The sequence below is a fragment of the Streptomyces capitiformicae genome, from assembly GCF_002214185.1.
Lineage (GTDB): Bacteria > Actinomycetota > Actinomycetes > Streptomycetales > Streptomycetaceae > Streptomyces > Streptomyces capitiformicae.
Genome location: NZ_CP022161.1, coordinates 4,939,423 through 4,962,757 on the forward strand (window position 1 = coordinate 4,939,423; position 23,335 = coordinate 4,962,757).

General features: G+C 67.9%; 22 protein-coding genes and 3 pseudogenes. 16 read left to right on the plus strand and 9 right to left on the minus strand.

What is annotated here, in order from left to right:
• Positions 1 to 83 precede the first annotated feature (83 nt).
• Entirely contained in the window at positions 84 to 803 is a 720-nt protein-coding gene (locus tag CES90_RS22025; RefSeq protein WP_189786313.1) for a hypothetical protein, read from the plus strand.
• A 428-nt stretch (positions 804 to 1,231) separates the two neighbouring features.
• Complete coding sequence (locus CES90_RS22030) at positions 1,232 to 1,666, plus strand: cupin domain-containing protein (RefSeq protein ID WP_189786312.1); 435 nt, start codon at positions 1,232 to 1,234, stop codon at positions 1,664 to 1,666.
• On the opposite strand, the gene CES90_RS22035 is transcribed toward CES90_RS22030, so the two are convergent.
• Positions 1,600 to 2,055: a hypothetical protein gene (locus tag CES90_RS22035; RefSeq protein ID WP_189786311.1), complete on the minus strand. Its 456-nt coding sequence runs from the start codon at positions 2,053 to 2,055 to the stop codon at positions 1,600 to 1,602. The two genes, CES90_RS22030 and CES90_RS22035, sit on opposite strands and share 67 nt — an antisense overlap.
• 603 nt (positions 2,056 to 2,658) lie before the next feature.
• On the opposite strand from CES90_RS22035, the gene CES90_RS49775 reads away from it, so the two are divergent.
• The 3 genes and pseudogenes from CES90_RS49775 (at position 2,659) to CES90_RS49780 (ending at position 4,730) form a co-directional block, all read left to right on the plus strand.
• On the plus strand, positions 2,659 to 3,900 hold the full coding sequence (locus tag CES90_RS49775; RefSeq protein WP_229914212.1) for a helix-turn-helix domain-containing protein: 1,242 nt from the start codon (positions 2,659 to 2,661) through the stop codon (positions 3,898 to 3,900).
• Positions 3,900 to 3,950: pseudogene (locus tag CES90_RS51630) on the plus strand (hypothetical protein); the annotation flags it as partial. The gene CES90_RS49775 and the pseudogene CES90_RS51630, both read left to right, overlap by 1 nt.
• 69 nt (positions 3,951 to 4,019) lie before the next feature.
• Entirely contained in the window at positions 4,020 to 4,730 is a 711-nt protein-coding gene (locus tag CES90_RS49780) for a WD40 repeat domain-containing protein (RefSeq protein ID WP_229914211.1), read from the plus strand.
• Positions 4,731 to 6,494: 1,764 nt separating this feature from the next.
• On the opposite strand, the gene CES90_RS22045 is transcribed toward CES90_RS49780, so the two are convergent.
• A complete protein-coding gene (locus CES90_RS22045) occupies positions 6,495 to 7,121 on the minus strand; it encodes a BlaI/MecI/CopY family transcriptional regulator (RefSeq protein ID WP_189786310.1) in 627 nt (208 codons plus the stop codon).
• A 254-nt stretch (positions 7,122 to 7,375) separates the two neighbouring features.
• Between CES90_RS22045 and CES90_RS22050 the strand changes: the two genes are divergently transcribed.
• The 3 genes from CES90_RS22050 to CES90_RS22060 all read left to right on the plus strand — a co-directional run bounded on the left by CES90_RS22050 (position 7,376) and on the right by CES90_RS22060 (position 9,561).
• On the plus strand, positions 7,376 to 8,485 hold the full coding sequence (locus tag CES90_RS22050) for a transposase (protein ID WP_189786309.1): 1,110 nt from the start codon (positions 7,376 to 7,378) through the stop codon (positions 8,483 to 8,485).
• A 91-nt stretch (positions 8,486 to 8,576) separates the two neighbouring features.
• Entirely contained in the window at positions 8,577 to 8,942 is a 366-nt protein-coding gene (locus CES90_RS22055) for a GNAT family N-acetyltransferase (RefSeq protein ID WP_208921435.1), read from the plus strand.
• Between the two features lie 91 nt (positions 8,943 to 9,033).
• Positions 9,034 to 9,561, plus strand: coding sequence for a hypothetical protein (locus CES90_RS22060; RefSeq protein WP_229914209.1), 528 nt, complete (start codon positions 9,034 to 9,036; stop codon positions 9,559 to 9,561).
• Here CES90_RS22060 and CES90_RS22065 read toward each other — a convergent pair.
• From CES90_RS22065 to CES90_RS22075, 3 genes and pseudogenes are all read right to left on the minus strand, one after another.
• Positions 9,509 to 10,293 (minus strand): annotated as a pseudogene (locus tag CES90_RS22065) (IS5 family transposase). The gene CES90_RS22060 and the pseudogene CES90_RS22065 overlap by 53 nt on opposite strands.
• A 271-nt stretch (positions 10,294 to 10,564) precedes the next feature.
• Positions 10,565 to 11,068 (minus strand): GNAT family N-acetyltransferase, encoded by a 504-nt coding sequence (locus tag CES90_RS22070; protein WP_073492597.1) that lies wholly within the window; start codon positions 11,066 to 11,068, stop codon positions 10,565 to 10,567.
• Between the two features lie 560 nt (positions 11,069 to 11,628).
• Complete coding sequence (locus CES90_RS22075; RefSeq protein WP_189786308.1) at positions 11,629 to 11,805, minus strand: hypothetical protein; 177 nt, start codon at positions 11,803 to 11,805, stop codon at positions 11,629 to 11,631.
• A 242-nt stretch (positions 11,806 to 12,047) separates the two neighbouring features.
• Between CES90_RS22075 and CES90_RS22080 the strand changes: the two genes are divergently transcribed.
• Complete coding sequence (locus tag CES90_RS22080; protein WP_189786307.1) at positions 12,048 to 12,533, plus strand: hypothetical protein; 486 nt, start codon at positions 12,048 to 12,050, stop codon at positions 12,531 to 12,533.
• Between the two features lie 417 nt (positions 12,534 to 12,950).
• Here the strand turns inward: CES90_RS22080 and CES90_RS22085 are convergent.
• Together CES90_RS22085 and CES90_RS22090 are read right to left on the minus strand one after the other, a co-directional pair.
• Positions 12,951 to 13,167 (minus strand): annotated as a pseudogene (locus CES90_RS22085) (helix-turn-helix domain-containing protein); the annotation flags it as partial.
• Between the two features lie 269 nt (positions 13,168 to 13,436).
• Positions 13,437 to 14,069 (minus strand): TetR/AcrR family transcriptional regulator, encoded by a 633-nt coding sequence (locus CES90_RS22090; protein WP_189786306.1) that lies wholly within the window; start codon positions 14,067 to 14,069, stop codon positions 13,437 to 13,439.
• A 282-nt stretch (positions 14,070 to 14,351) separates the two neighbouring features.
• On the opposite strand from CES90_RS22090, the gene CES90_RS22095 reads away from it, so the two are divergent.
• The 3 genes from CES90_RS22095 to CES90_RS22105 all read left to right on the plus strand — a co-directional run bounded on the left by CES90_RS22095 (position 14,352) and on the right by CES90_RS22105 (position 17,641).
• On the plus strand, positions 14,352 to 15,749 hold the full coding sequence (locus CES90_RS22095; protein WP_189786379.1) for an MFS transporter: 1,398 nt from the start codon (positions 14,352 to 14,354) through the stop codon (positions 15,747 to 15,749).
• Positions 15,746 to 16,966 carry an FAD-dependent monooxygenase gene (locus tag CES90_RS22100; RefSeq protein ID WP_189786305.1) on the plus strand — a complete coding sequence of 407 codons (1,221 nt, stop codon included), beginning with the start codon at positions 15,746 to 15,748 and terminating at the stop codon, positions 16,964 to 16,966. The genes CES90_RS22095 and CES90_RS22100 overlap by 4 nt, the downstream gene beginning before the upstream one ends.
• 408 nt (positions 16,967 to 17,374) lie before the next feature.
• Positions 17,375 to 17,641, plus strand: a complete 267-nt coding sequence (locus CES90_RS22105) for a transposase (protein WP_189786304.1) — start codon at positions 17,375 to 17,377, stop codon at positions 17,639 to 17,641.
• Between the two features lie 125 nt (positions 17,642 to 17,766).
• Here CES90_RS22105 and CES90_RS22110 read toward each other — a convergent pair whose 3' ends face one another.
• Complete coding sequence (locus CES90_RS22110; RefSeq protein ID WP_189786303.1) at positions 17,767 to 18,282, minus strand: EF-hand domain-containing protein; 516 nt, start codon at positions 18,280 to 18,282, stop codon at positions 17,767 to 17,769.
• Positions 18,283 to 18,803: 521 nt separating this feature from the next.
• On the opposite strand from CES90_RS22110, the gene CES90_RS22115 reads away from it, so the two are divergent.
• Positions 18,804 to 19,043 (plus strand): hypothetical protein, encoded by a 240-nt coding sequence (locus tag CES90_RS22115; RefSeq protein WP_189786302.1) that lies wholly within the window; start codon positions 18,804 to 18,806, stop codon positions 19,041 to 19,043.
• A 193-nt stretch (positions 19,044 to 19,236) separates the two neighbouring features.
• On the opposite strand, the gene CES90_RS52015 is transcribed toward CES90_RS22115, so the two are convergent.
• Complete coding sequence (locus CES90_RS52015) at positions 19,237 to 19,413, minus strand: transposase (RefSeq protein ID WP_373313537.1); 177 nt, start codon at positions 19,411 to 19,413, stop codon at positions 19,237 to 19,239.
• Positions 19,414 to 19,791: 378 nt separating this feature from the next.
• Between CES90_RS52015 and CES90_RS22125 the strand changes: the two genes are divergently transcribed.
• The 3 genes from CES90_RS22125 to CES90_RS22135 are packed head-to-tail and all read left to right on the plus strand — an operon-like array spanning position 19,792 to position 23,218.
• The gene (locus CES90_RS22125; protein WP_189786301.1) at positions 19,792 to 22,209 is read left to right on the plus strand and encodes a DUF3289 family protein; all 2,418 of its coding nucleotides are present in this window, start codon (positions 19,792 to 19,794) and stop codon (positions 22,207 to 22,209) included.
• Positions 22,196 to 22,792, plus strand: coding sequence for a hypothetical protein (locus CES90_RS22130; protein WP_189786300.1), 597 nt, complete (start codon positions 22,196 to 22,198; stop codon positions 22,790 to 22,792). The genes CES90_RS22125 and CES90_RS22130 overlap by 14 nt, the downstream gene beginning before the upstream one ends.
• Before the next feature lie 33 nt (positions 22,793 to 22,825).
• A complete protein-coding gene (locus CES90_RS22135; protein WP_229914224.1) occupies positions 22,826 to 23,218 on the plus strand; it encodes an Hsp20/alpha crystallin family protein in 393 nt (130 codons plus the stop codon).
• The last annotated feature ends 117 nt before the right edge of the window (positions 23,219 to 23,335 follow it).

Here is a 23,335-nt window from a genome sequence, read left to right on the forward strand (position 1 = left end):
TGCGCACGCCCGTAACTTCGTCGCGGCAGCAAGTACGGCCGCAGACCGCCGCAAGAACCACCGCTCGACAAGGGGACAACACCGTGCGCAACCGCATCACCGCCGCCGCCATCGCCACAGCCGCCTCTGTCGCCCTCATCGGCGGCGCCGGGCAGGCCTTGGCCGACAGTCAGGCCGCCACCAGGCCCGCCGCGCCCTCGAAGCTGACCGTGGACGCCTACAAGAAGTGGCTGAAGAAGACCCCGGGCGAGGAAGCCAAGGACACGCTCCAGGAGTTCAACAGGCTGCCCGCGGCCAAGCAGAAGAAGTTCGTCGGCTATCTGCAGGACCCGAAGGTGCTCAAGGCGTTCGTCGTCGGGCACGACGGCAAGATCCCCAGCCTCTCCTACGGAACGACCGTCACCTACAAGAAGGACATCACCTTCACCACGCGCACGTCCGCCGCGGCCCGCGGGACCAAGGACAGCAAGACCATCACCCTGTCCACCAGGTCGATCCAGCGCATCTTCAACATCCCGGTCACCGAGCTGTCGACCGAGCTGACCTACGAGACCAAGGGCAACAAGATCACCGGCAAGGGCTGGAAGACCAAGAACTACGGCAGCAACCACAACGCCGCCTTCGCCATCAAGCTCTCCAAGACCCGCACCGCGCTCAAGGCCAACGAGCTCACCGGTGTGACCAACTGGACCGCCACCCCCAAGTACAAGAGCGCCGGCACCACGGTCATCAAGAAGCACCAGCTCGTCACCGGCAAGGGCGCCCGCACCCACCACGCTCAGATCGGCAACGGCTCGCGCTGACGCCCGACACGGCTGAAGGCGGCGGTCCCATCCCCCCAGGGGACCGCCGTCACGAGCCGCACGCGATCGCGCTCGGGAGCGAGGAAGACCATCACCTGATCGCCACCGCCCTTGCTGACTGTGGCCGCAACATGAGCAGAGCGGGCTGACTGCCGAGACCGGGACAGCTACGCTGCCCCGCGCGGGGCGTCGGCGGCAATGCCGATGCAGTGCCCGGGCGGCGTAGGAGTGCACGCCCTGTAGCCGTCGGCGCCGCTTAACCTGAGGTGGGCCCCATGACACTGAGGGCCGGCACGGCCGGACCCACGAGAACGCGTCGACTTGCGCCGGGACACGTGCGGATCTACGGGATTCTGCCCCAACAGCCCCTGCGGCAGCCTATGTTCACGACGACAACCGCTGCGTACCCGCCTCGCAGGAGGCCCTGAATGCGCCGCACGCTCCGAACCGCCCTAGCCGGGGTGGTGACCGCCGCCGCCCTTGTGGTGGGCGGCACCGCCCATACCACGCCCGCAGGACCGGGGGTCACGGGCCGTGTGATCAGTCAGACCACCGCGAACGGCACCGACTACATTCTGCGGGAGGTCACGATCCCGCCCGGCCAGGCCACCGGCTGGCACTACCACGACGGGCCGCTGTACGGCTTTGTCAAGCAGGGCACCCTCAGCCACTACGACTCCACATGCGAGACCGACGGCGTCTACCGCTCCGGCGATACCATCCAGGAACCGGCCGGACCCGACTACGTCCACATCGGCCGGAACCTGGGCGACACCCCGCTCGTCCTGGTCGTCCTCTACGTCCTGCCCCACGGCTCCCCGTTCTCCGAGGACGCCCCGAACCCGGGCTGCTCCTTCGAGTGATCACCCGGCGGATGGCCCGGACCCCGTATGCCGTCGAACCCGGTGGTGTTCACGGGCCCGGGTGTCAGGCGCGGCGGCCGATGGCGCTGCAGGTGTTGACGAGGCCCAGGCAGGCCCGCGCAGGCCGGGCGGGGTGTCATCACGTTGATGTGGCCCTTGTAGGCGGTGACTTCGGGACCGGCGGTGGTGAGGAGTTCGTAGAGCTGGGTGTCGATGCCGAAGCTGTTGCCCCGGCATCGGTGCAGTTTCGCGGTAGCGCTCGTCCATCTCGTCGTACGCGGCGGTTGCGCCCCACAGCCGGAAGCCGGAAGCCGGAAGCCGGTCGCGTTGGCGTCGACGGGGTACGCCGTGCCACCGCCGGGCCTGGCCAGTTCGGCGAGGTGGTCCACGATCGCCGCTCCCGGCCGCCGTTGGGTGGTTTCGCCATACGTCGCGGATGGGGTTTCGCAGTCGGCTGGTGCGGGTCTTCCACCTCCGCTCGCACCAGCAGTGCATCAGGGCACGAACAGAAGTTGAGCCAGATCCCCTGGAAGGTGCGAGACGTCGTTGTTCGGCACGGCCCAGCAGGGGTTGGCGAACTTCCACACCACTTTCGCCTGCCCCTCACGTTTCTGTCTCTTGGACGACGTTTTCGTCGTGCGAGGTGGGAAAAAGGCGTGGCGACCTTGTTCGCCACCGGCTCTCCATGCCCCTTGGGTCGTTGCGCCGCCCTTTCCGCAGTCCGCGACAATCCGTCGTCCGAGGGGCAGCGGCGGCCGGATGGCGACACCCCGCCGCAGCGGAGCCTTGTCCGGCGCTTTGCGGCTGCGTAGGTTGCTGGGCGCGTGCTGCAGACAGCGGGCGACGACGCGCCCGCCCGGCGAACCTGACGAGCGCGGCGAACGCGGCACACATCAGGCGAACGCGGCACATATGAAGAAGGCCTGACGCGGCACATGAAGGAACCGGGGGAGGGGCATCAATTGGGCCGTCCGGGCCGTCCAGAGGCTCCGTTGGATCCGGCCGGCGGGCCCGTACAGCGGTTCGCACTGGAGCTGCGCAAGCTGCGCCAGGACGCCGGCGGGCTCACCTACCGGGCGCTGGCCCGGCGCACGTCGTACACGGTTTCGACTCTGTCCAGGGCCGCCGGGGGTGAGCAACTGCCCTCGCTGCAGGTCACCATGGCCTATGTCCAGGGGTGCGGAGGAGACCTGGAGGAATGGGAACGGCGCTGGAGGCAGGAGGAGGAGGAAGTGGCCGCCGAGGCGGTCGACCACGACGACGCCGAGTCGCCGTACCAGGGCCTGGCCCGGTTCGAACCCCGCGATCGCAGCCGGTTCTTCGGCCGCGAGGAGTTGGTCGCCGACTTGCTGGAACTGGTGCGACGTAGTCTGACCGCTGTCGTCGGCGCCTCCGGCAGCGGGAAGTCCTCGCTGCTGCGTGCCGGTCTGATCCCGGCCCTGCAGACCGCGGCCTCGCAGGACGTACGCCCCGCGGCCATCAGGATCTTCACCCCTGGAGCGCATCCCGCCCGTACCCATGCCGAAATGTTCATCCCGAAGGACTCCGATGGCGACACGGTCGTCGTGGTCGACCACTTCGAGGAGGTCTTCACCCTGTGCGCCGATCCCGCCGAGCGGGCGGCGTTCATCGACCTGCTGTTGTCGGCGCGGGAGCCCGGGAGCCGACTGCGCGTGGTCATCGCGGTGCGTGCCGACTTCCTCGAACGCTGTGCCGAGTACCGCGGGCTCACCACCGCGCTTCGCAAGTCCACCCTGCTGGTCGGGCCGATGGGTCCGGCCGAGCTGCGAGAGGCGATCGTGAAGCCGGCTGCCGCCGCGGGGCTGATCGTGGAACGCGCCCTGACCAGCCGGCTCGTCGAGGAGGTCACCGACGAGCCCGGGGGACTGCCTCTGCTGTCCCATGTCCTGCTGGAGACGTGGCGGCGCCGCCGCGGCCGCTCGCTGACCGAGGCCGCCTACGAGGCGGCGGGTGGTCTGCACGGCGCCATCGCCCGCACCGCGGAGCACACCTACGCCCAGCTCACCCCCGAGCGCGCCGAGTTGGCCCGCCGTGTGCTGCTCAGACTCATCACCCCGGGTGAGGGGGCGCAGGACACTCGTCGCCCCACTGACTGGTCTGAACTGGTTACCACGGCCCGGGCCGAGGACCTCGACTTCGTTCTGGAGCGACTTGCGCTTGCCCGGCGATCACTCTGGACGAGGGCAGCGTCGATCTCGCGCACGAGGCGCTGATCACTGCCTGGCCGCGGCTGCGGGCTTGGGTCGAGGAGGACCGCGAGCGGCTGCGTATCCACCGCCGGCTGACCGAGGCCGCCCAGGCCTGGGAGGAACTTGAGCGTGACTTCGGTGCGTTGTACCGGGGAACGCGTCTGGCGATCCTGCGTGAATGGGCTTCCCGCGACGGCAGCCGCGATGAACGCAACACCCTGGAGCGCGAGTTCCTCGACGCCAGCATCGGTCTGGAAGACAGTGAGCGGGCCACGGCCGTGCGGCGCAATCGCCGTCTGCGTCTCCTCACCGCCGGTCTTGCGCTGCTGCTGGTGGTCACGGGCGTTGGTGTGGTCGCTCTGCAACAGCGTCAGGACGCCCTCCGGTCCCAGCGGGTTGCGGTCTCGCGGCAGTTGGCGGCCGAGGCGCTCGGTCTTGTGGAGTCCCGACCGGCCGCGGCGATGCTGCTGAGTGTGGAGGCCTTCCGTGCGGCGCCGACGTTCGAGGCGCGCAGCGCCATGCTGACCGTCTCGGCGCATCAGTACTACCAGGCCGAGCTGTCCGGCCACGACGACGCCGTCTCCGAGGCCGCCTTCAGCCCGGACGGCCGTACGTTGGCCACGGCCAGCCGCGACCGTACGGTGGTGCTGTGGGACGCGGTCACACGGCGGCGGCTGGCGACCCTGCTGAGGCAAGTACTGACCGCCGAGGCTCTCCTTGAGCCAGGCGAGCCGAATGCTGGTCGAGCGAGGCGGGAGCGGCTCGAGCCGCTCGTAGGTGAGGGCGTCCAGTTCCAGCAAGGGACCTCCTTGCGGACGGTCGACCAGCTTGCCGATGGTCGCTCCCCGTGGTGAGACCGACTTCGTGTCCGCCCGTGCGGTGCCGATGTCCAGGCGTCGCGCGTGGATCTCATCGAGGCGGATCGCCGGTTCGGGAGAGGGGCTCCGTGCACAACGGCTTTCGACAAGACTGCTTCACCGTTGATTTGTGCGCCGCTCAGGATGATGCCGTGCGCCACCAGGATGTCCGAAGCCCAGAAGATGTCACAGGTCAGGAGATGCGCGCCGAGTGCCTGTTCGGTGCTTCCCATATGGCCGATGTCGGCTTGGCGCAGGTCCACACCGCCGATCCGGGCGCTGGCCAGCGACAGCCACCTGCCTGTGGACAGCCCGTAGCGGCCGTTGAACCATGACCCGATCGTGAGGAGGTTTCCGTTGATCCAACCACCGACCTTCGCACGATCGAGGTTGAGGTCGAGCGTGATGTCGCTCCCTTGGATCCATACGTTTCCCTCCACGACCGCGTCGCGCATGTCGAGGCCCGGACAACGCAGCGCTTCCGCGCTGAACTCGGGCAGGTGAGACCTCTGCAGGTTGACGGCGAGAGTCGTAGCGTGCCGAAGGGTCAAGGCATCGGAGAAGGAACAGGCGTCGAAGTCGATCTCGCAGTCGACAGCCGCGGAGGTCAGGTCGAGTTCACCCGTCACTCGTGCGCCCGTGACACGGAGCGCATGAACCTTCCCGGGATTCGCGGGCGGGCCGTCAAGCAGCAGGAGCGCGATCACGTGAGCGCTTATCTGCCGCTCGGGACCCCACGCTGCCCCAGCCGCCGGGTCGTCATCAACCGCCATTCCCGTACGAAGGTCCAGCATGCTGCCGTCCCGGAAAGCTGACCACAGGCGGCGTTCAGGAGCGCTCCAGTCAGCCGGCGGTGACAGGTCGTCGGGTTCTGGGCGGGTAGCCATGATCCCGTTGTACGGAAAATATGGCTACCTGTACCAGGGTGCCGGTCGGGACCCGGCCTCAGCCACAGCACCGACAGCTCCTTTTGCCCCTGGGACAGAGCTGGGACAGTCCGGGGGCGCGGCCTGCGCGAGCTGAGGGACCGTGGGTACGGGCGCGAGTTGCTGGACCTGCTGCCGGCCGACCGCACCAAGCCGTTCGCCGTGCTCGTCGCGTCGAACGAGGCGCCGGCACGCGAGCTGTACCAGCGGTGGCGGGGGGAAAGGCCAGAGTCGGCAAGGTCAGTAACAAACACGCGCACCAACGCCCTCGCCGAACATCAACCCGCACCACCCTGCTGGAATACCAACAGCTGTGTCGACCAACCGGCGCAACGAAGGGCTGCAGCAGCGTCCCGGACCGTGTCCCCAAGAACCGAACCCAAGGGTTGTCCAGAACGCAATTCGCAGGCCGTTCGCTGCTGTCTGCGTCTGCTGCATGACCACTTCCTCGGGCGCAGCACATATGAACGATCCCAGCTTGGCGCGTCCGCGTCACCATCGAAGGGCTTGACGGGAAGGCCGTGTTCGCCTTCGCCTACTGGCTCACTGGTATGCGTGAATCAACGGGCCCTGACCGCTTCGTGCCCGTGCCGGGCGAACCAAGCGTCTGTACCCAGCTCTACGTTCGTGCCACGGCGCCGACCCGAGACGGAAAGTCACCGCAACGCCCATGAACCGATCGCTGACAAGACATCCGCGACCCGCGCCGAAACGTCGCGCGCCCTGCGCGAACCTGCGTCCACGCTCGCGATGTTACGACGCGGGGTACCGGACCAGAACCGTCAGGCTGAAGGGGGGAGAGGCGGCCGGGGAGCGCCGCTGCTGCCGTTGTCTTCTAGGACTCGGTCTGCTCTGCAGAATCCTCCGTCGCGAGGTCGGCCGACGGTGTGGAGCTCGTGGTTGGTGCGGTAGCAACTGCTGAGTAGAAGACGGACCTGCCCTGCTTGGCGCGTTCGGCCAAGCCCTTGGCGACCAGGGACTCCAAGGTCATGCGTACCACTTTGGCTTTGGTCTCCCGTTCCGGGTGGGCCTGAGCGAGGGTGTCGGTGACCTCTGATGCGGAGCGCGGCTCGGTGTGCTGGCGGAGGTGACCGAGGATGAGCTCGCCCAAGGTCGGCGCCTTGGCGGTCTTGGCTGCTGCCGTGTCGGTCGGCTTCTTCCCTTTCGCGGAACCCTTCTTACGAGGCTGCTTCCGGGGTGAAGCCGGCCTCTGCTGGGGCACCGCGGCGGCCGGGCCGCCAGTTGTTGTCTCGGCTGCAGCAGCCGCGCCCGGTCCGCCGAGCGCTGTCTGCACGCTCATCAGCACGGCCTGGTCCCGGCGCAGTGCCTCAAGTTGTTCTTGCAGGCCTGCGATCTCAGCACCGATACGGTCCTGTTCCTTGGCGTTGCGTTCGAGATCTGCACTTACCTGGGCGGTGTATTGCGCTTTGAGATCCGTAGCGTTGAGAGTGTCTTCAGCCATGATGGTTGCCCTCTTCCGGAATCGGGGTCGCTGTGTGTGGCGGATGCTACTCAACCTGGCCGGAACCAACTCCTGTATCTGTCCGGGTTCCCGCGTCTCTCGTGTCGGCGGCAGCTCCTGTTGCCCTGGATTCCCCTTGACGATACGCGCACAGAGCGCCTGGCTTCCCTCCGGTACGAGGCGTCGCCGAAGGCTGGGTCGTGATTCAGTATCGAGTAGCCGGTGTTCACAGCACCGGTTGGGAAGGCACTCCCGTGCACAGCGTAGTCAACAACGACAGCACCACCACCGCCAATTGCTCCTCCCTGATCGACGAGATCGTCCGGGAGGGCGCGAGGCGGATGCTGGCCGCCGCGCTCGAAGCCGAAGTCGACGCGTATATGGCCGAGTTGGCCGATCAGCGCGACGAGGCGGGACAGCGGCTCTTGGTCCGCAACGGCTACCACCAGCCGAGAAAGGTCACCACCGCGGCCGGGTTGGTCGAGGTCAACGCCACGCGCGCGAACGATAAGCGCGTCGATGAGGCAACGGGCGAGGGTAAGCGGTTCTCCTCGGCGCTGGAGCATTTCCTCGGCTCGGCGGCCGGCCTGTCGGCGGCGACCGTCACCCGGCTGACCGCGCAGTGGCAGGCCGACCACGCCGCGTTCATGGACCGCGACCTCGCTGAGGTCGACTACGTGTACGTGTGGGCCGACGGCATCCACCTCAACGTCCGCCTGGAGAAGGCCAAATCCTGCGTGCTCGTCCTGGTCGGCGTGCGGGCCGACGGCTCCAAGGAACTGGTCGCGCTCAAGGACGGCTACCGCGGGGCCGCCGAGTCCTGGGCCGACCTGGTGCGCGACTGCGCCCACCGGGGCATGCGCGCTCCCATCCTTGCGGTCGGCGACGGCGCCACAAGAGTGCTCGACACCATGCCGAAGTCCGCGCAGCCGGGCGCGAAGAAGGCGACCCAGGACATCTGCAACGCCGAGGACAAGCAGCACGCTCAAGCGGTGGTCGAGACGCTCGCCCAGCTCTACGGCGCAAAGTTCCCCAAGGCCGTCAAGAGGATCACCGACGCCGAAGCCGAGCTGCTGGCATTCTTCGACTTCCCCGCCGAGCACAGGGTCCACCTGCGGACCATGAATCCGATCGAGTCGACGTTCGCCACCGTCCGGTTGCGGACCAAGGACACCTGCGGCGTCGGCTTCCGCACCGCCGCCCTGGCGATGGTGTTCAAGCTCGTCGAGTCTGCCCATGTCCGCTGGCGCGCGGTGAACGCGCCCCACCTCGTCGCTCTCGTCCGCGCCGGAGCCCGCTTCGAACGCGGCCGCCTCGTCGAACGCGGCCGCCTCGTTGAACGCACCGAGGTGGTAGCGGCATGAACACCGTGGATCTGCGCCCGGCGACGCCGGCCGACAGCGAGTTCTGCTTCCAGCTCCACAAGGCCGCCATGGGCAGCTACGTCACGGCCGTGTGGGGCTGGGACGACGAAGACCAACGCGCCCATCACGAGCGCAGCTTCCGCCCGGGTCGCTGGCAGATCATCACCGTCGACGGAACCGACGCAGGCCTTCTGATCGTCGAGTACGGCGCGACCGACGTCTACCTGGGGCGCATCGAACTCCACCCCGCTACCAGGGACGCGGTATCGGCACCCAGCTCCTCCAGTCCCTCATCGACACCGCAGCCCAATGGGATCAGGACCTGCTCTTTGACGTGTTCACCGTCAACACGCGTGCTCATGCCTTCTACCAGCGGCACGGCTTCCGCGAGGAGACCCGCCATGGTGAGAACAACCGCAAGATCCGGCCTGAGAAGCCGTATCTCAACCGAACGTGATCCGTTGATTTTTGCTGGTCAGGCATGGTGTAGCTCGGAATGAGAGAGGCATCCGGCGTCTTGTTTCCGCTCCGTGAGCGAGGGGTGCGCGATGGCGTCGGTGCTGGGAATGCTGGAGGAGCGGGAGACAGCGGCCCGTGTGCGGGCGGAAGGGATACGGGAGGAAGTCGCCCGGTTGGCTGAGGTGTTGGAGGCCGCCGAGATCGAGCTGGACCGGCGGGTGATCGCGCGGGAAGAGCTGGTCGAGGCCCTAGCAGCCTCGGCTGCCGAGACCACCGCCGGGACCGAGGCCGAGGAGAAAGCGGTGCTGTCGCTCGCGCCGGTGCCGGGCTCGACGGTGCCGCCCTGGCGGGAAGGGCTGCCGGTGACGGTTCTGGCGCCGGACTATCAGTGCATTCTGGGCGTGCTGGAACAGCAGCGAACCACGGGTCACGGACCGCTTCGGGCCAAGGAGATCGCGGTGGAGCTGGGCCTTGACGCGACGCCGGCGAAGGTCGAGGGACTGCCGTCGAAAGCCCGGCGCCTGGCGGAGCGCGGGTGGCTCCTCCTGGAGGCGTCGGGGGCGTTCAGTGCCGGCCGGCGGACCGTGGCCGTCCCAGACGCCGGCTCATCCGCGTGACCATCGACCACCGGATCATCGCCTCGCTGGTGGCGGGCAGAGTCTCGTAGTCCCGGGCCAGACGGCGGGAGTTCATCAGCCACGCGAACGTGCGCTCGGCCACCCAGCGCCTGGGCAGCACCACGAACCCTGCCATGTCGTCGGTGCGCTTGACGATCTCCAAGGTCAGGGCGAGTTTGTCCCGGCACCAGCCGACGAGGGAGCCGGTGTAGCCGCCGTCGGCCCACACGAGGGTGATGTCGCGGCGCAGCCGGATCAGCAGGCCCGCCGCGGCGTCCCGGTCGCCGATGTTCGCGGCGGTGACCGCGACGGCCAGGAGCAGGCCGAGGGTGTCGGTCACGATGTGCCGCTTGCGGCCCGGCACCTTCTTCCCGTGTCGTAGCCGCGTGAGGCGGTCGGCACCGTCGCGGCGGCCCGCACCGACTACGCGTCGATGATCCCCGCAGTGGGCTCGGCCTCGCGGCCCTCGCGCTCACGGAGCGTCCCGCGCAGCCGGTCGTGGAACTCGGCGATCAGCCCGTGCTCGCGCCAGCGGCGGAAGAAGGCGTAGACCCGGGCCCATGCAGGGAAGTCCGCGGGCATCGCCCGCCATGAGATCCCGCCCGCGACCAGGTAGCGGATCGCGTCCAACAGCTGCCGGTGGCAGTAGCCCTCGGGCCGTCCACCCCGCCCCTGGAACCAGGCCGGCACCGGCAGCAACGGCCGGCCGGCCGCCCACTCGGCGTCCGTCATGTCCGACGGATACCGGCGCACCCGGTCCGGATGGTCGGCCGCGTTGCCGTACACGTGCGCGAGGCAATCGCACGACACGGCGGGCGGGTTGAAGTCAACGTGCTCGGGCACGTACAACAAAAACAACAGGGCCTCCGGGAACCACTCGGAATGGGATCGCACCCCCGAGCTACCAGGAGGCCCTGCTTTCACGCGCGGAAACCGCCGCAGTCACCCGATCGAGACTCCCGTTCGATCGACAGCCTTCGAGATCGGTACGTGCAACAACCACTTACGTGTCGGGATGCTCCGGCAGGGCGAGCCAGTCCGACCAGGAGATCTCGCGGCCGAGGAAGCGCGGCTGCTCGAACGGCCAGTCGGCGGCGATCCACTGCGGCACCAGCGCATCGAGGGCCTGCTCGACCTTGCTGCCCACCAGCTCGTCCACCACCCACCAGGAGATCTCGCCGTCCGCGCCGGCCCTCTCCGGTGGGTCGATGTAGACACAGCCGAGCAGAGCTGTCTCCGCCGCGTCGAACAGCGCGTAGTTGAAGGACTGGTGTGCGGCGATCTCCTTCTCGTGCCGCAACAGGTCGGCCTGGTCGGCCTCGTAGGTCATGGTGGCCGCGGGCCAGCCCCAGGCCGGGCCGAAGATGGTCCACAGCCGCTCGCGCGAACCCATCACAGCCGGATAGTCGAGCGGGGTGTCCGCCTCCCGGATCGGCCGCAGGTGATGACCACCGCCCGGCAGCGGTACCAGGACGGGGTGGACGAAGTCATCGGGAAGCCAGCTCATGGCGCCCGACCGTAGCAGCGCGCGGCCGTCCGCTCCCCTGGATTTTCCCCGCATACCGCCAGACCCTGCTCTCATGCTGGGCAGGGCCCGCGATCACCCGATCGAGACTCCCGTTCGATCGACAGACTCCATGATCGGTATGGCAACGGCTTCTGAGACCAGCCCAGCCCTTTGGTCGCCCATACCGCCGCACGCTGTTGCGCAGGCAGGCCGGCCAGGGCGTGGTGTACATCGCATCGAGCGGAGATGACATCGCTGACGTCATCGGCCTCCCATCGAAGATCGGCTTGCGATGCTTCTGCCGCCTGCTCGTAGTGCCGCTTTCGTCGGGTGTGCTCCAGGATCTCCCGCCTCACGATCTGGAACAGGTAGGCCTTGGGCTGCTCAATGCGGGCTGGGTCGCGGCAGCCTTGACGAAGGCGTTCCCCACAACGTCCTCGGGGTCGATGAACGATTGCGGTACGTTCGCCGCGCGCAACTTCTTGCGCGCAAACCCCACCAACTCGCCGTAGTGGCGTGTGTGGATCTCCCCCAGAGTGGCGTCCACACGCCGGCCCGCCTCAGACATTGCGTCGTCCCCCACGCCGCTTGGGGCCGGGATGGGGGCCGCCGCGCTGGGCTCTGATGATCTCTGCCTTCCCGGCGTCGCGGGTCCTGTCAGCCTTGCTGTTGATGAGCGAGGTGATGCTCGGCAGCAGGAAGCCCAGGACGACGAGCAGGATGGTGATGGGATCCATCTTCTTCTCCTTCGGGTAGCGGTCTTGCGCGCCCCTGTGCGGAAGCGGCCGTCACCACTGAAGAGGGACGAGTCCGGGATTCTCTTTACACGCCGGCGAAGTCTCTTCAGGTTCCCGGCCCCGCTGGGCTAGGGGATGGGCCCAGGGAAGGTGCGTCACCAACCGCTTTGAGCACCTGAGTACGAGACTCTGAGTACGCGTACTCTGTCGGCCCCCGGCCCTCCGCGGAACGCCTCGTACGCGTGAAGCTGCTGAGTCCTCTCCGCGCACGTTCGTGGCCCGAACGCTGGCTGACTCGCCTGGCCGGGGCCGCTCTGTCTGCTGCCGTCTACGTCCTCTGCCTGCCCCGCGACCGCTCTCTCCGGCTCGGGTTCCGGGAATCGATCGAGGACGTGGCCCCGTTCACCGTCTCGGGCGTCGTGGTCCTGGCCGCCGCCCTGTTGCCGCTGGCGGCCTACTTCGGCCATCGGGACACCCTGGCCTGGCCGCTGCTGGTGGTGGCTGTCCCGCCCTCCGTCGTGATCTGGGTGCTACTGCTCCCCGCCCACTCCGACTTCGAGTCGCCCGCCGGACACTTCTGGCCGCATCTGTGGGGTGCGTGGACGCTGGTGATCGCTGCCTGGGGGCTGCTCGTCGCAGCGGTGGCCCGTCGGTTCCGCAAACTCCGAAGTGAGCCTCCTGCGGAGGAGGGATGGGTGCTCCGGGCACACGAGCCGCACCAGCCGTGAACCGTCTCCCACGCGTCCGTGCGGTCAGGCACCTGTGGTGGAGCCCGGCCGCGAGATCATCAGGACGGTCACCGTTGTCCACAGCAAGTTGAAGTGGCGCTGGCGCCGCTCCTTCCCGAAGGCAGCATGGACAAGATCTCCCCCAACAACGATCAGATTGTCCGGCTACACCACCACAGAGGACATGACCCCCGGCCTGGTACCGGCACATCACCCTGGCAGAAATCCGAAGGCTCATGGCAGCTTGTCGCCCCGGAACAGCGCACCTCCGCCGCCACATTGATCGGGCACTGAGACGGTCCGTCTGGCGCCGCCGTCACCAGGCCGCCGCACACGCTGCCATCGGCAAGGTCCCCACCCATAACCCCACCAACGACAGATCTGCCAGCAGTCACGGCAAGCACCGTTGCAGTACTAGAAGCCGTCGGCGTTGAAGTTGTGGATCACGTCCCGGACCCGGTCCGCACTGGTGAACGTCACCTCGGCGATCTTCGCCACGGGCATGCCCTGCGCGGACAGCAGCACCATCTGGGCCCGCCGCCACGTCACCACTGACCCGGTGCCCCTGCGGATGATCCACAGCAGGCGCTGTCCCTCATCGTCATCTCTCGCGGACGCGTACTCGTTCTGCCACCCGGACAGCCTGGCGACACCGCGTCGTCCGGACCAGCATCCGAACGGCGCGTCACGTCACTACAGGGCAAACGTTGTCTGATGCGGCACTAGAAGCGACGCACCGCCGGTCACGAACTCCCGCCACGTGACGACCCATCAGCTCGCTACACTCAGAAACAGGCTCCTGACCAGCGGCGATAGCGAACTGCAACTGGAGTACCAAGGGGGGCGGAGAAGAGGGAGGAAACGTGGGCTGACGGCGCACTGTTCTTTCGTGCTGCCCCAGCCCTACATGGTTCGGTATGCCCGGAGAAAGGTCCGCACTCCCTCGACGATGAGTGGCCGGACGCGGGTGTCCTCCGCGGCATTCGCGGAACCGAGCCTGTCCAGCGCGACGCCGAAGGTCAGCGCGATGAACTGGTCGGCCGCGAGTCGGGGGTCGGGGACGTCGAGCAGCCCGGCCGCGGCGAAGGCGGCGAACCGCTCGGCGATTGCCTCGTCGGGGGTGTCGGCCATGGAGTTGTAGCCCCGGTGCGGCAGGTGGCCGGATTCCGCCTGGACCAGACGTTGCAGCGTTGCGTACTCCGCCGAGCCGAGCATGTCGGTTGCGATGCGCATCGAGAACGTGACCAGGGCGTCCTCGAGGTCGGCGGCCTCGGTGCGATCGGTGAGGGTGTCGTCGAGGGTGCGCCGGATCGTGGTGATCAGTGACTGGCCGACGGCGTCGACAACTGCTTGCAGCAGCGTCTGCTTGTCGCCGAAGTAGTCGTAGACCGTCCGCTTGGACACCTCGGCCCGGGCGGCGATCGCGTCGACGCTGGACCGGTCGAAGCCGTCGGCGAGGAACAGCTCCCGGGCCGCCGAGAGGATGGCGGCCCGCTTCCGCGCGGACCCCTCGCGCAGTGTCTTCGTGGTCGGCATGGGTGCATCTTAACTGTTCTACACTGCACGGTGTAGTGTAGTACTGGTTCGGCGCGGGCCGCACTCGTACACCTGCTTCGCCCGGCGGAGCCGCGCATGCGTCACCTCGGGTACCGCTTCGCCGGGTTCACCCCGCCGGACCACCTCGGACCTGTGCGCAAAGCACCATGCACACCGCGCCCCGGGTGCATGGCCGCTGCATCCGCGCCGGGCCCGGCAAAGCGGCAGCGCTACGCGTACGGCCGGCCCTTCACTCGCCCGGTAATCACGGAAAGGACGTCCATGACCGCAACTCTGGCTCCCCCGGTCCGCATCGGGAAGGCCGCTGTCGGTGCCCTCGGCATGCTCGCAGTCGCCACTGGTGCCTTGGAGTCGGTGGTGACGCCGACGCTCCCGCTCCTGCAACGCGAGCTGGATATGAGTCCAGCCGAAGGGGCGTTACTCAGCATCGTGCTCCTCATCACCGGCGCGCTGGTCACGCCAGTCGCAGGCAAGTTCGGCGACCGGCACGGCGGAAAACGAGTTCTGATCCGGCTGATGGCGGTGGTCTCGGCCGGTGGCCTGGTGTCCGCCCTGGCGCCGAACCTGCCTGTGCTGCTGCTCGGCCAGGTACTGCAGGGGGCGATGGTGGGAGCGCTGCCCCTGTCGTTCATCGTGGTGCGCAAACACCTCCCCGCGGGAGAGTCGAAGGTGGCCATCGGGGTGGTCAGCGGGTTGTTCGTGGGGGGCGGGATGGCGGGAACGCTGTCGGCCGGGCCCGTGGCGGAAGGGCTGTCCCGACACTGGATGTTCGCGCTGCCGACGATCGCGGTCATCGGGGCCACCATGCTGGTGAACAGGCTGATGCCGCATGATCCGCCGGGCCGGTCGGACGACGCCGGGGTCGACTGGCCCGGCCTGCTTCTCTTGAGCGGGACGCTGGTCACGCTCATGCTCGTGCTCGCACTGGCGCCCGACATCGGCTCGCAGCCACTCGTGCTCGGCGCCCTCATCGTGGTTCTGGCCGCCTTCGTGACCGGATGGACAGCCGTTGAGCGTCGTGCGGCCTCGCCGATGGTCGATCTGCGCATGCTGGCACGGCCTGCGATCTGGAAGTCGTGCGTGCTGACGTTCGTGATGTGCGTCGGTACCTCGGTGGCGGTGTATCTCGTCCCGCAACTGTTCGCGGTGTCCGCCGGCGAGTACGGTTTCGGGGCCAGCGCCACCGAGATCGGCTTCTTCCTGCTGCCCGGCGCCGTGTCCGCGTCGCTGGCCGGGCCGATCAGTGGGATCGGGGCGCGGCGTTTCGGCTCGCGTGCCATGGTCATCGCCGGGATCGTCATCATGGCCGCCGCCCTGATCGCCCTGGCAGCCGTGCACACCGAGGTCTGGCACCTCGTCATCGGCAAGGTGATGATCTCGCTTGCCAACGGCCTGTGCGTTACGGCGATGGTGACCGGCACCGCCACTTCCGTCGATCAGAGTGACACAGGCATCGCCACCAGCCTGGTCCTGGTGACTCGCGTGATCGGCTACGCCGTAGGTTCGCAGGTCGGTGGTGCGGTCCTCACCGCCGGGACCCCTTCCGGGTCGGATGTCCCGGCCGAATCGGCCTTCGTCACCGGCTTCGTCATAGCCGGCGCCGTCACGGCGCTGTGCCTGCTTGTCGCCCGGACCATGAGCAAAGGAGTCAAGGAATGACCCGCACTGATCTGTTGAGGGATGTCCGTACCACGCCGAGGCGCAAGGTCCTGATATCCGGGGCCGGCGTCGCGGGGCCCGCCCTCGCGTTCTGGCTGAACCGCTACGGATTCGCGGTCACGGTAGTCGAGAAGGCGGGCACACTTCGTGACGGTGGTTACCCCATCGACGTGCGCGGCACCGCACTCGAGGTCGTCCGGAGGATGGGAATCCTGCCGCGACTGCAGGACGCGCACATCGACCTGCGCCGGCTGACCTTCCTCGACAGGGACGGCAGCGAGGTGGCCTCGGTCAACCCGCACACCGTCACCGGCGGTGTCGCGGGACGGGACCTGGAGGTGCGGCGCGGGGATCTGACTCGCGCTCTCTACACGGCGGTCCGTGACGACGTGGAGTTCTTGTTCAACGACTCCATCGACACCTTCGACCAGTCCGGCCACGGGGTCGACGTCACCTTCCACGGGGGCGGCAGGCGTACGTTCGACATGGTGTTCGGTGCGGACGGTCTGCACTCACGCACCCGCGAGTTCCTGTTCGGCCCCGAAAAACAGTTCCACCGGTACCTCGGCTACTGCTTCGCCGTGTTCACCATGCGCAACACCTTCGGGCTCTCCCACGAGACCGTGATGTGGACCACCCCGGGCAGAGCCGCGGCACTCTACGCCGTAGGGGACAACGACGAAGTGCACGCCTTCCTGAACTTCGCCCACCCGGAACCGCCGTTCGACGAGTTCCGGAACCCCAAAGCCCAACGGGACCTGGTCGCCGCGGTCTTCGCCGACGCGGGATGGGAGGTCCCGGGCATGCTTGCCGCCATGCGCGACGCGGACGACCTGTTCTTCGACGGGGTCAGCCAGATCCGCATGCCCCGCTGGTCCAGCGGCAGGGTCGCGCTGGTGGGCGACGCCGCGTACGCGCCCTCGTTCCTTACCGGACAGGGCACCAGCCTCGCGCTCGTCGGCGCGTACATGCTCGCCGGTTGCCTGGCCGACCGGGACCACGCCGCGGGCTTCGCCGCCTACGAGCACAGCACCCGTGAGGTTGTGACCGTGAACCAGGAACAGGTCGGCGAAGGCGACGCCACACTCTTCCCCACCACCGCCCGGGCGCTGGAGCAGCGCAACGACATGCTGCGCAGTCTCAGCACCATGCCCTCCGCGGAGGGACGACCGGCCCACTCGGCCCTCACCCTGCCCGACTTCATGCCCATGACGTGAGCCCGGGCAGCGCGCCGGTGACGGTGGGTGCGCTGATCGCGGAGCGCTACTGCTCCAGGCCGGCCGACTGGGCGCTCTGGAACCACAATTCAGCGGAGATGGGACGGTCTCGACGGTCCGCCTCCACTCCTTCTTGAAGTATCCGCCGGATGCCCAGCTCCGGCCCGACTCGGACAAGGTCTTGTCCGGCGACCGGCCGACGATGACCACCTGCTGTTGAAGCGCACCCGGTCTGGCGTGACCGATGTGACGATTCGGCCGTTCGGAAGGGTGTGTGTACTCGGCTGCGGATCGTGGACGACGACTTGTGGGCACTGCTCGAGCCGCTGCCGCCGCCCTGGCCCCAGAGAAGGCGCCGGGCCCGCAGCCGGTGCCGGACCGGCTGTGTCTGCAGGGGGCATCCCGTACGTGCTCCACAACGACATAGCCTGGCAACTTCTGCCCTTGGAGCTGGGCTTCGGCTCCGGACAGACCTGCTGGCGGCGCCTGGACCGCTGGCAGCAGGGCGGAGTCTTCGACCAGCTGCACCATCGCATCCTGCTCGCCGACCTCAACGCGGCCGGCGAACTCGACTGGTCCCGCGCGTGCGTGGACGGCTCCCACAACCGGCACGTCATTCCCGGGCGCCGGGGCCCGGTGGGCCCACTGCCGCAGCCGTGGTGGTGCAGGCAGTAGGCCCGCTGGTTCCGGCCGGGAACGGGATCCGTACGCGCGCAGGAACGAAGTGGAGTGGACCTTCAATGTCCTCAAGGGCTTCGGAGCCGTAGCTATGGCTGCGGGCTCAACTCACAGGACAGTCCCTAGTACAGGGCTTCGCCCATCGGGGAGCTGTCGCCGATGACATAGGCGCGGATCGCCGCGAGGTACGCGTCGCGGGCGACCCGGCCGTCGCCATCGATGTCCAGTGTGTTGAAGGCGGCCTCGGCGTTGTCGGCCGGATTGTTCAGCGCGGTGCGCAGGGTGGTGAACTCGGCCCGGTCCAGGGCGCCGTCGCCGTCGGTGTCGACGAGGTCGAACAGCGAGCCGAGTGCGAACCGGCAGACGTTGTCGAACTTGTCGGCGTCCACCCATGCGTCGTACTCGTCGAAGGTCAGCCGGCCGTCTGCGTTGGCGTCCATCACCTCCCAAGCCTTGAGCCCTTCGGCACGGGCGGTGACGACGAGCGGGTCGTCCTCCGTGCGCCCCGTCGCCTGGACCACCCGTTCGATGCGGGAGAGGTAGTCATGTGCCGTGATGACGCCGTCCCCGTCCGCGTCCATCGTGGCGAAGACGCGCCTTGTGGGAGTGGCGGCGGCTTTGGTGGTCGTACGGTCCACTCGGTTTCCTCCTGCTGGCTTCAGCTCGACGAGGACTCGTCCTGCCCTTCCTGCCCGTGCGTGCTTCGCGTCTCACGCGGCCGTGGCAACGGGCGGGAGCGGTGGAGCATGAGGGTGCGCGCCCGGGCGGGTGCGCGCGGGAGGCGTACTTCAAGCCGCCTGGGTGGCGGCTGGGGGCAGGGGTAGGCAAGGGGCGGTAGCGGTGCGGACGTGTTGGAGGGTGAGTGTTCGGAATGCGTGGCACGGCAGTGACGTTGGGGTCCCTGGCATTGCTGTTCTCGTCATTGGTATGGGCGCCGGCTGGTCAGGCCTGGGCCGGTGGGGACGGGGCCGTCACCTGCACGGGCAATTCCAAGAGCCGGTACGACCCACCGCTCACCCTCCTGCCCCGGCCGACCCGCAACCACGCGGACGTGCGGTATACGTGCAGCGTCGGACCCGGCCGCACCGTCGCAGCCACCAGCTCCTTCGACTCCTCCCCGGCCTTGGCATCCTGTGCTTCGGTGTCCAGGGGAGGCGGCGTGGAAACCGTCCGGTACGCCGACGGCGGACGGTCCGTGATCGCCATCGACACTGCCACTACGGCCCGTGTCGCGGGCGTTCTGGTCGTCCTGCAATCGGGCCGGGTCACCGAAGGGCGCGGCGCCGGCCATCATGTACGGCGAACCGTGGCCGCCCTGCCTCAGCAACTGCTCACGGACTGTCTTACGTCTGGTCTCCAAGGCAGCGAGAGCTCCGTTCAGCTGGAGATCCTGCCGTAACGCCAACCGCCCGCGCGTTCCACCAGACACGCCCTGGTGACAATGCCGTTGACTTACGGGTCTGGCGGAGGCAGGACGGCGCCGATGACCTGCAGCATTTCGCCGGGGCGTCGCAGCGGTTGGGGTGGTCGTGGCCGGTCGGGGGTGCCAGGACAGGAAGCGGGACATCTTTCCTGATCACCAGGGACGGGTCCTATAACCGTCTGGCCCGCTTCCGCACCTGGCAGCGCAGGATCTCCTGGAACCGCTGGTCAAGGCTGTCCTCGCGCCACAGGGTGAAGTAGTGGAAAACCGCCGACCAGGCCGAGAAGTCGTGTGGCAGGAGCCGCCACTGACAGCCCGTCCGGTTCCGGTACAGCAGCGCGTTCACAAGCTCGCGCAGGTCGCAGGAGCCCGGCTCCCGGTGGCCGACCGCGCCACCCGCTCCTGCTTCCAGATGGTGACCAGAGGTTCAGTCAACGCCCACCGCTCGCCGATCAAGTTGGTTGCGTACGGCATCCGTTCCATACCCGCGACCCCATCCTGCACACGACATGACACGAGGACGGAACCGTCCCATCGCCCACGAACGGGCGACACGACATCGTCAGGACCGGACATAACACCCTTTCAAACGTCCTCAGTCTCCCCTCCGTAAGGTCAAGGAACCATCACCCACACCTGTTAGGTTCCCCGTTCGACTGGCGAAGAGCCGTGAAACGGGGGCTACTTCGCGACGCCATGTAGGTCTCCATACGTGGGAGGCACAATGAACAGACGCGTCACGATGCCACTCAGTGCCTTGTTACTCCTGCTCGGATCTGCGGCGCCCGCCGTCGCAGGCAACGACGACAACAGCTCCGCTCCCGGGAAGACGATCTACGTGGACGACACGGTCGACGTGTCCTACCGGCAGCTCGCGGCGGACGATCCGCAGTGGAACAAGGTGCCCCGGAAGTTCCGCGACAAGGTGCGGGAGGGCTCCTACATCGCGCAGCTGCAGATCAAGAACGTCTCCAAGCACGACATCAACGGCTGGTCGCTGTCGTTCGAGTCACCGGACAGGATCACGGCGACCGAGTCGGCGAAGCTGGACGCCCGGCAGGGCATGCGCACGACGATCCAGAACGACCCGGCGGACAAGCTGATCGAGCCGGGCACGACCTCGACCCTCTGGTATCGCGCGCAGGACGGAAAGACGGCGGCGCACACGCCCGCGTGGGCGACCTTCGCGAAGGGCGGGGCGCGGCCGACGACGGACACCGACGGCGACGGACTCCCGGACGACATGGAGCAGCGCGCCAAGCTCGACCCGTCAAGCCAGGACACGGACCGTGACGGTCTGTCCGACTTCCTCGAACTCGGCACCGGCAGCAGTCCGTTGAAGCCGGACAGCGACGGTGACGGGGTCCAGGACAGCAGGGAGGACCCGGACGGCGACAAGGTGCCGAATCAGCGCGAGGTACAGTTCAAGACCGCACTCGCGCGGGCGGACACCGACGGCGACGGACTGGCCGACGGAAAAGAGCTGGCCCGGCACACGAGTCCGGCCAAGCCCGACACCGACGGCGACGGCGTGGACGACGGCCAGGAGACGCGGATCGGGTCGGACCCGCGTGCCGCTGAGTCCGCCTTCGACGTGACGCGGTCCGTGAACGGCGGCGCCACCACGGCCTCGGCCACGATCAAGGGTCTCAGCCCTCAGCAGGTGTCGACGTTCCGGATCACCGAGCTTCCGGCCGACCAGCGGCAGTTCCCGACATCCACTCCGGGTTACGTGGGCCACGGCTACGAGTTCGCGGTCGACAGCCGATTCGACCAGGCGAAGATCTCCTTCAGGGTCGACCCGAAGCAGGCGGGCCCGGACGTCAAGCCCGCCGTCTACCGCTACGACGACAAGTCCCAGCGGCTGGTCAAGCTCGCGGGCCAGCGGGTCGACGGCGACACGATCACGGCCACGACCGGGAGCCTCTCCAAGTACGTCGTGCTCGACAGCCGCGTCTTCGACCAGGTGTGGGATCAGACCCTCCGCAAGGGTTCCGCCGAGGCGCCGGACCTGTCGAAGGACACCGACAACGACGGGGTCAGCGACTACTACGAGAACGAGATCCGGGACGGGAACCTCCTCCAGGGCAACGGTGTGCCCGTCGGCGCGATGGACCCCAAGAACCCGGACACGGACGGCGACTCGCTCAAGGACGGCAAGGAGGTCCAGATCGTCACGGACGAGCTGTCCGGGACGAAGGAGTTGGTCTACGCCAAGCTGACCTCGAATCCGCTGAAGCAGGACACCGACGGCGACGGCACCCGGGACAGCGCCGACCAGCAGCCGCTCGTCTCCGACCCGACGGACATGCTGATCCACCAGTCCCAGAACCGGGAGGGCCGGCGCAAGGAGCCCGACCCCGACAACTTCCCGGTCCCGCCGAGCCGGCAGGTGGCGGACGATCTTACGTTCAACGACTACACATACGACGAGCTGACCGATCTGAGCTGGCAGTTCTGGGTCGCCTCGTTCACGCCCGAGTTCCTGATGTGGGCCGAGTTCAACGACATCATGAACATCGGCAAGCTCGGCGCGGACGCCGACAACCAGCAGGCGGTGGACGACCTGCGGAACGCCTTCCGCTACGGCCACAACGGGCAGAGCGCGGGCACCGTCACCGTGGACGACAACTACGACCCCGCCAAGTACCTCCAGGTCGGCTCCGGCAGCGCCCTGTCCCGGGCAGTCGCGGCATCACCGCAGGAGCAGAGCTACATCGAGAAGGCCAAGGGGATCATCCTCCAGTCCATCACGGAGAACCGGGGCGGAACGGCGCAGTTCCAGGTCCAGGACGACCTGAACGAGAACCTGCTGTACCAGCTGTTCAAGAACAGCGGCCTGCAGTACCCGGTGTACGACTTCTCCGTCGGCGACGCCAACCAGCGTGCCCTCTCCATCGCCATCCATCAGTTCCACGGGCACACGATCCGGCTGAAGGACTACAAGGTCACCGGAAACACGTTCTCCGGAACCCTGGTCTTCCACTCATACGACCACTTCGGGCTCGACCCCGACGACGAGATCACCAACTACGGTTTCATCGACTGGTTTACACTCCAGCACTATGACCGGTTCGACGGGAAGTACCCCCCGGCGATCGCGGTGGCGGACGTCGAAGTACCCATCAGTGGTTCGTTCTGACGCCCTCGAACTGGAGCGGCGCCTGAGGCGGCGCTCGCCGGGCCGGATCGTGCTCGTCACGCTGATCGTCGTGGCGGCTCTCATCCTGGCCTGGCGAGTCGTCGTCTTCGGCGCACTGGAGGCGCATTTCGGCAGCGGGTTCGACGACCGGCGGTTCGACAAGTTGGAGACGGAGTTCGATCACCGGCAGACGGCCTTCGCGCAGGCCGACGCCCGGATGCGGGAGTTGGCGGCCGCCCACCCGCAGGCCGAACGAATCGCCTGGAGCCTGGCGCTGATCTGCGTACGCGACGCCGGACGGGCCGAAGCCTGCAAGCCGACGACCCCGCGGGACCAGGCGGCGTACGAGGCTCTGCCAGGCGTCGACGTGATCGTGCATCAGTCGAAGGACGACGGGCGCACGTTCTTCCGTTTCTACGGGGACGACCCGCCGCGTTACACGATCATGCACGCGTCCGACGGCACGGACGTGGCGGTGTACGCGAAGGACCACGGGTTCCGGAGCACCCGGTCACTGAAGCCGGGGTGGGTGATCCTCGGGCCGATCACCGACGTGGATCGTGAGGACGATCAGTGGCAGTAGGGCTCAGGCAGCGGCGGAACCTGCCACTGTGAACTGGACCGCCTGGCCGAGCAGTTGCTGGGGACCGTGGCCCGGCCGGTGACCATGCCGATGGACGCTTACGAGCGTGAGGGTGCGTTCTGGGTCCACCTGGACCTCCCCGGAATCGACCCGGACAGCATCGATCTGAGTGTTGAGCAGAACGTGCTGACGGTGCGAGCCGAGCGCCCCGCGCCGGATGCCGGCGAGTCGGAGATGGTCGTGGCCGAGCGGCCGTACGGGGTGTTCCGGCGGCAGCTGTTCCTCGGCGAGACCCTGGATGTCGAGCGCATCGAGGCCGGCTACGCCACCGGGGTGCTGACGGTCGAGATCCCGGTGGCTGAGGAGGCCAAGCCCCGCAAGATCGAGATCAGTCACGCCGAGGAGAGGAAGGTACTCGCCGGCTGACGGCCAGGCGTCCAGACCCGTGGGCCCGACCGGAAACGGCCGGGGCCCACGGGCTTTCGCCGTCCGGCCGGCACGCCGGCCCGTGTGGGGATCGGGGCCGGGATGTCGTTGCTGCGG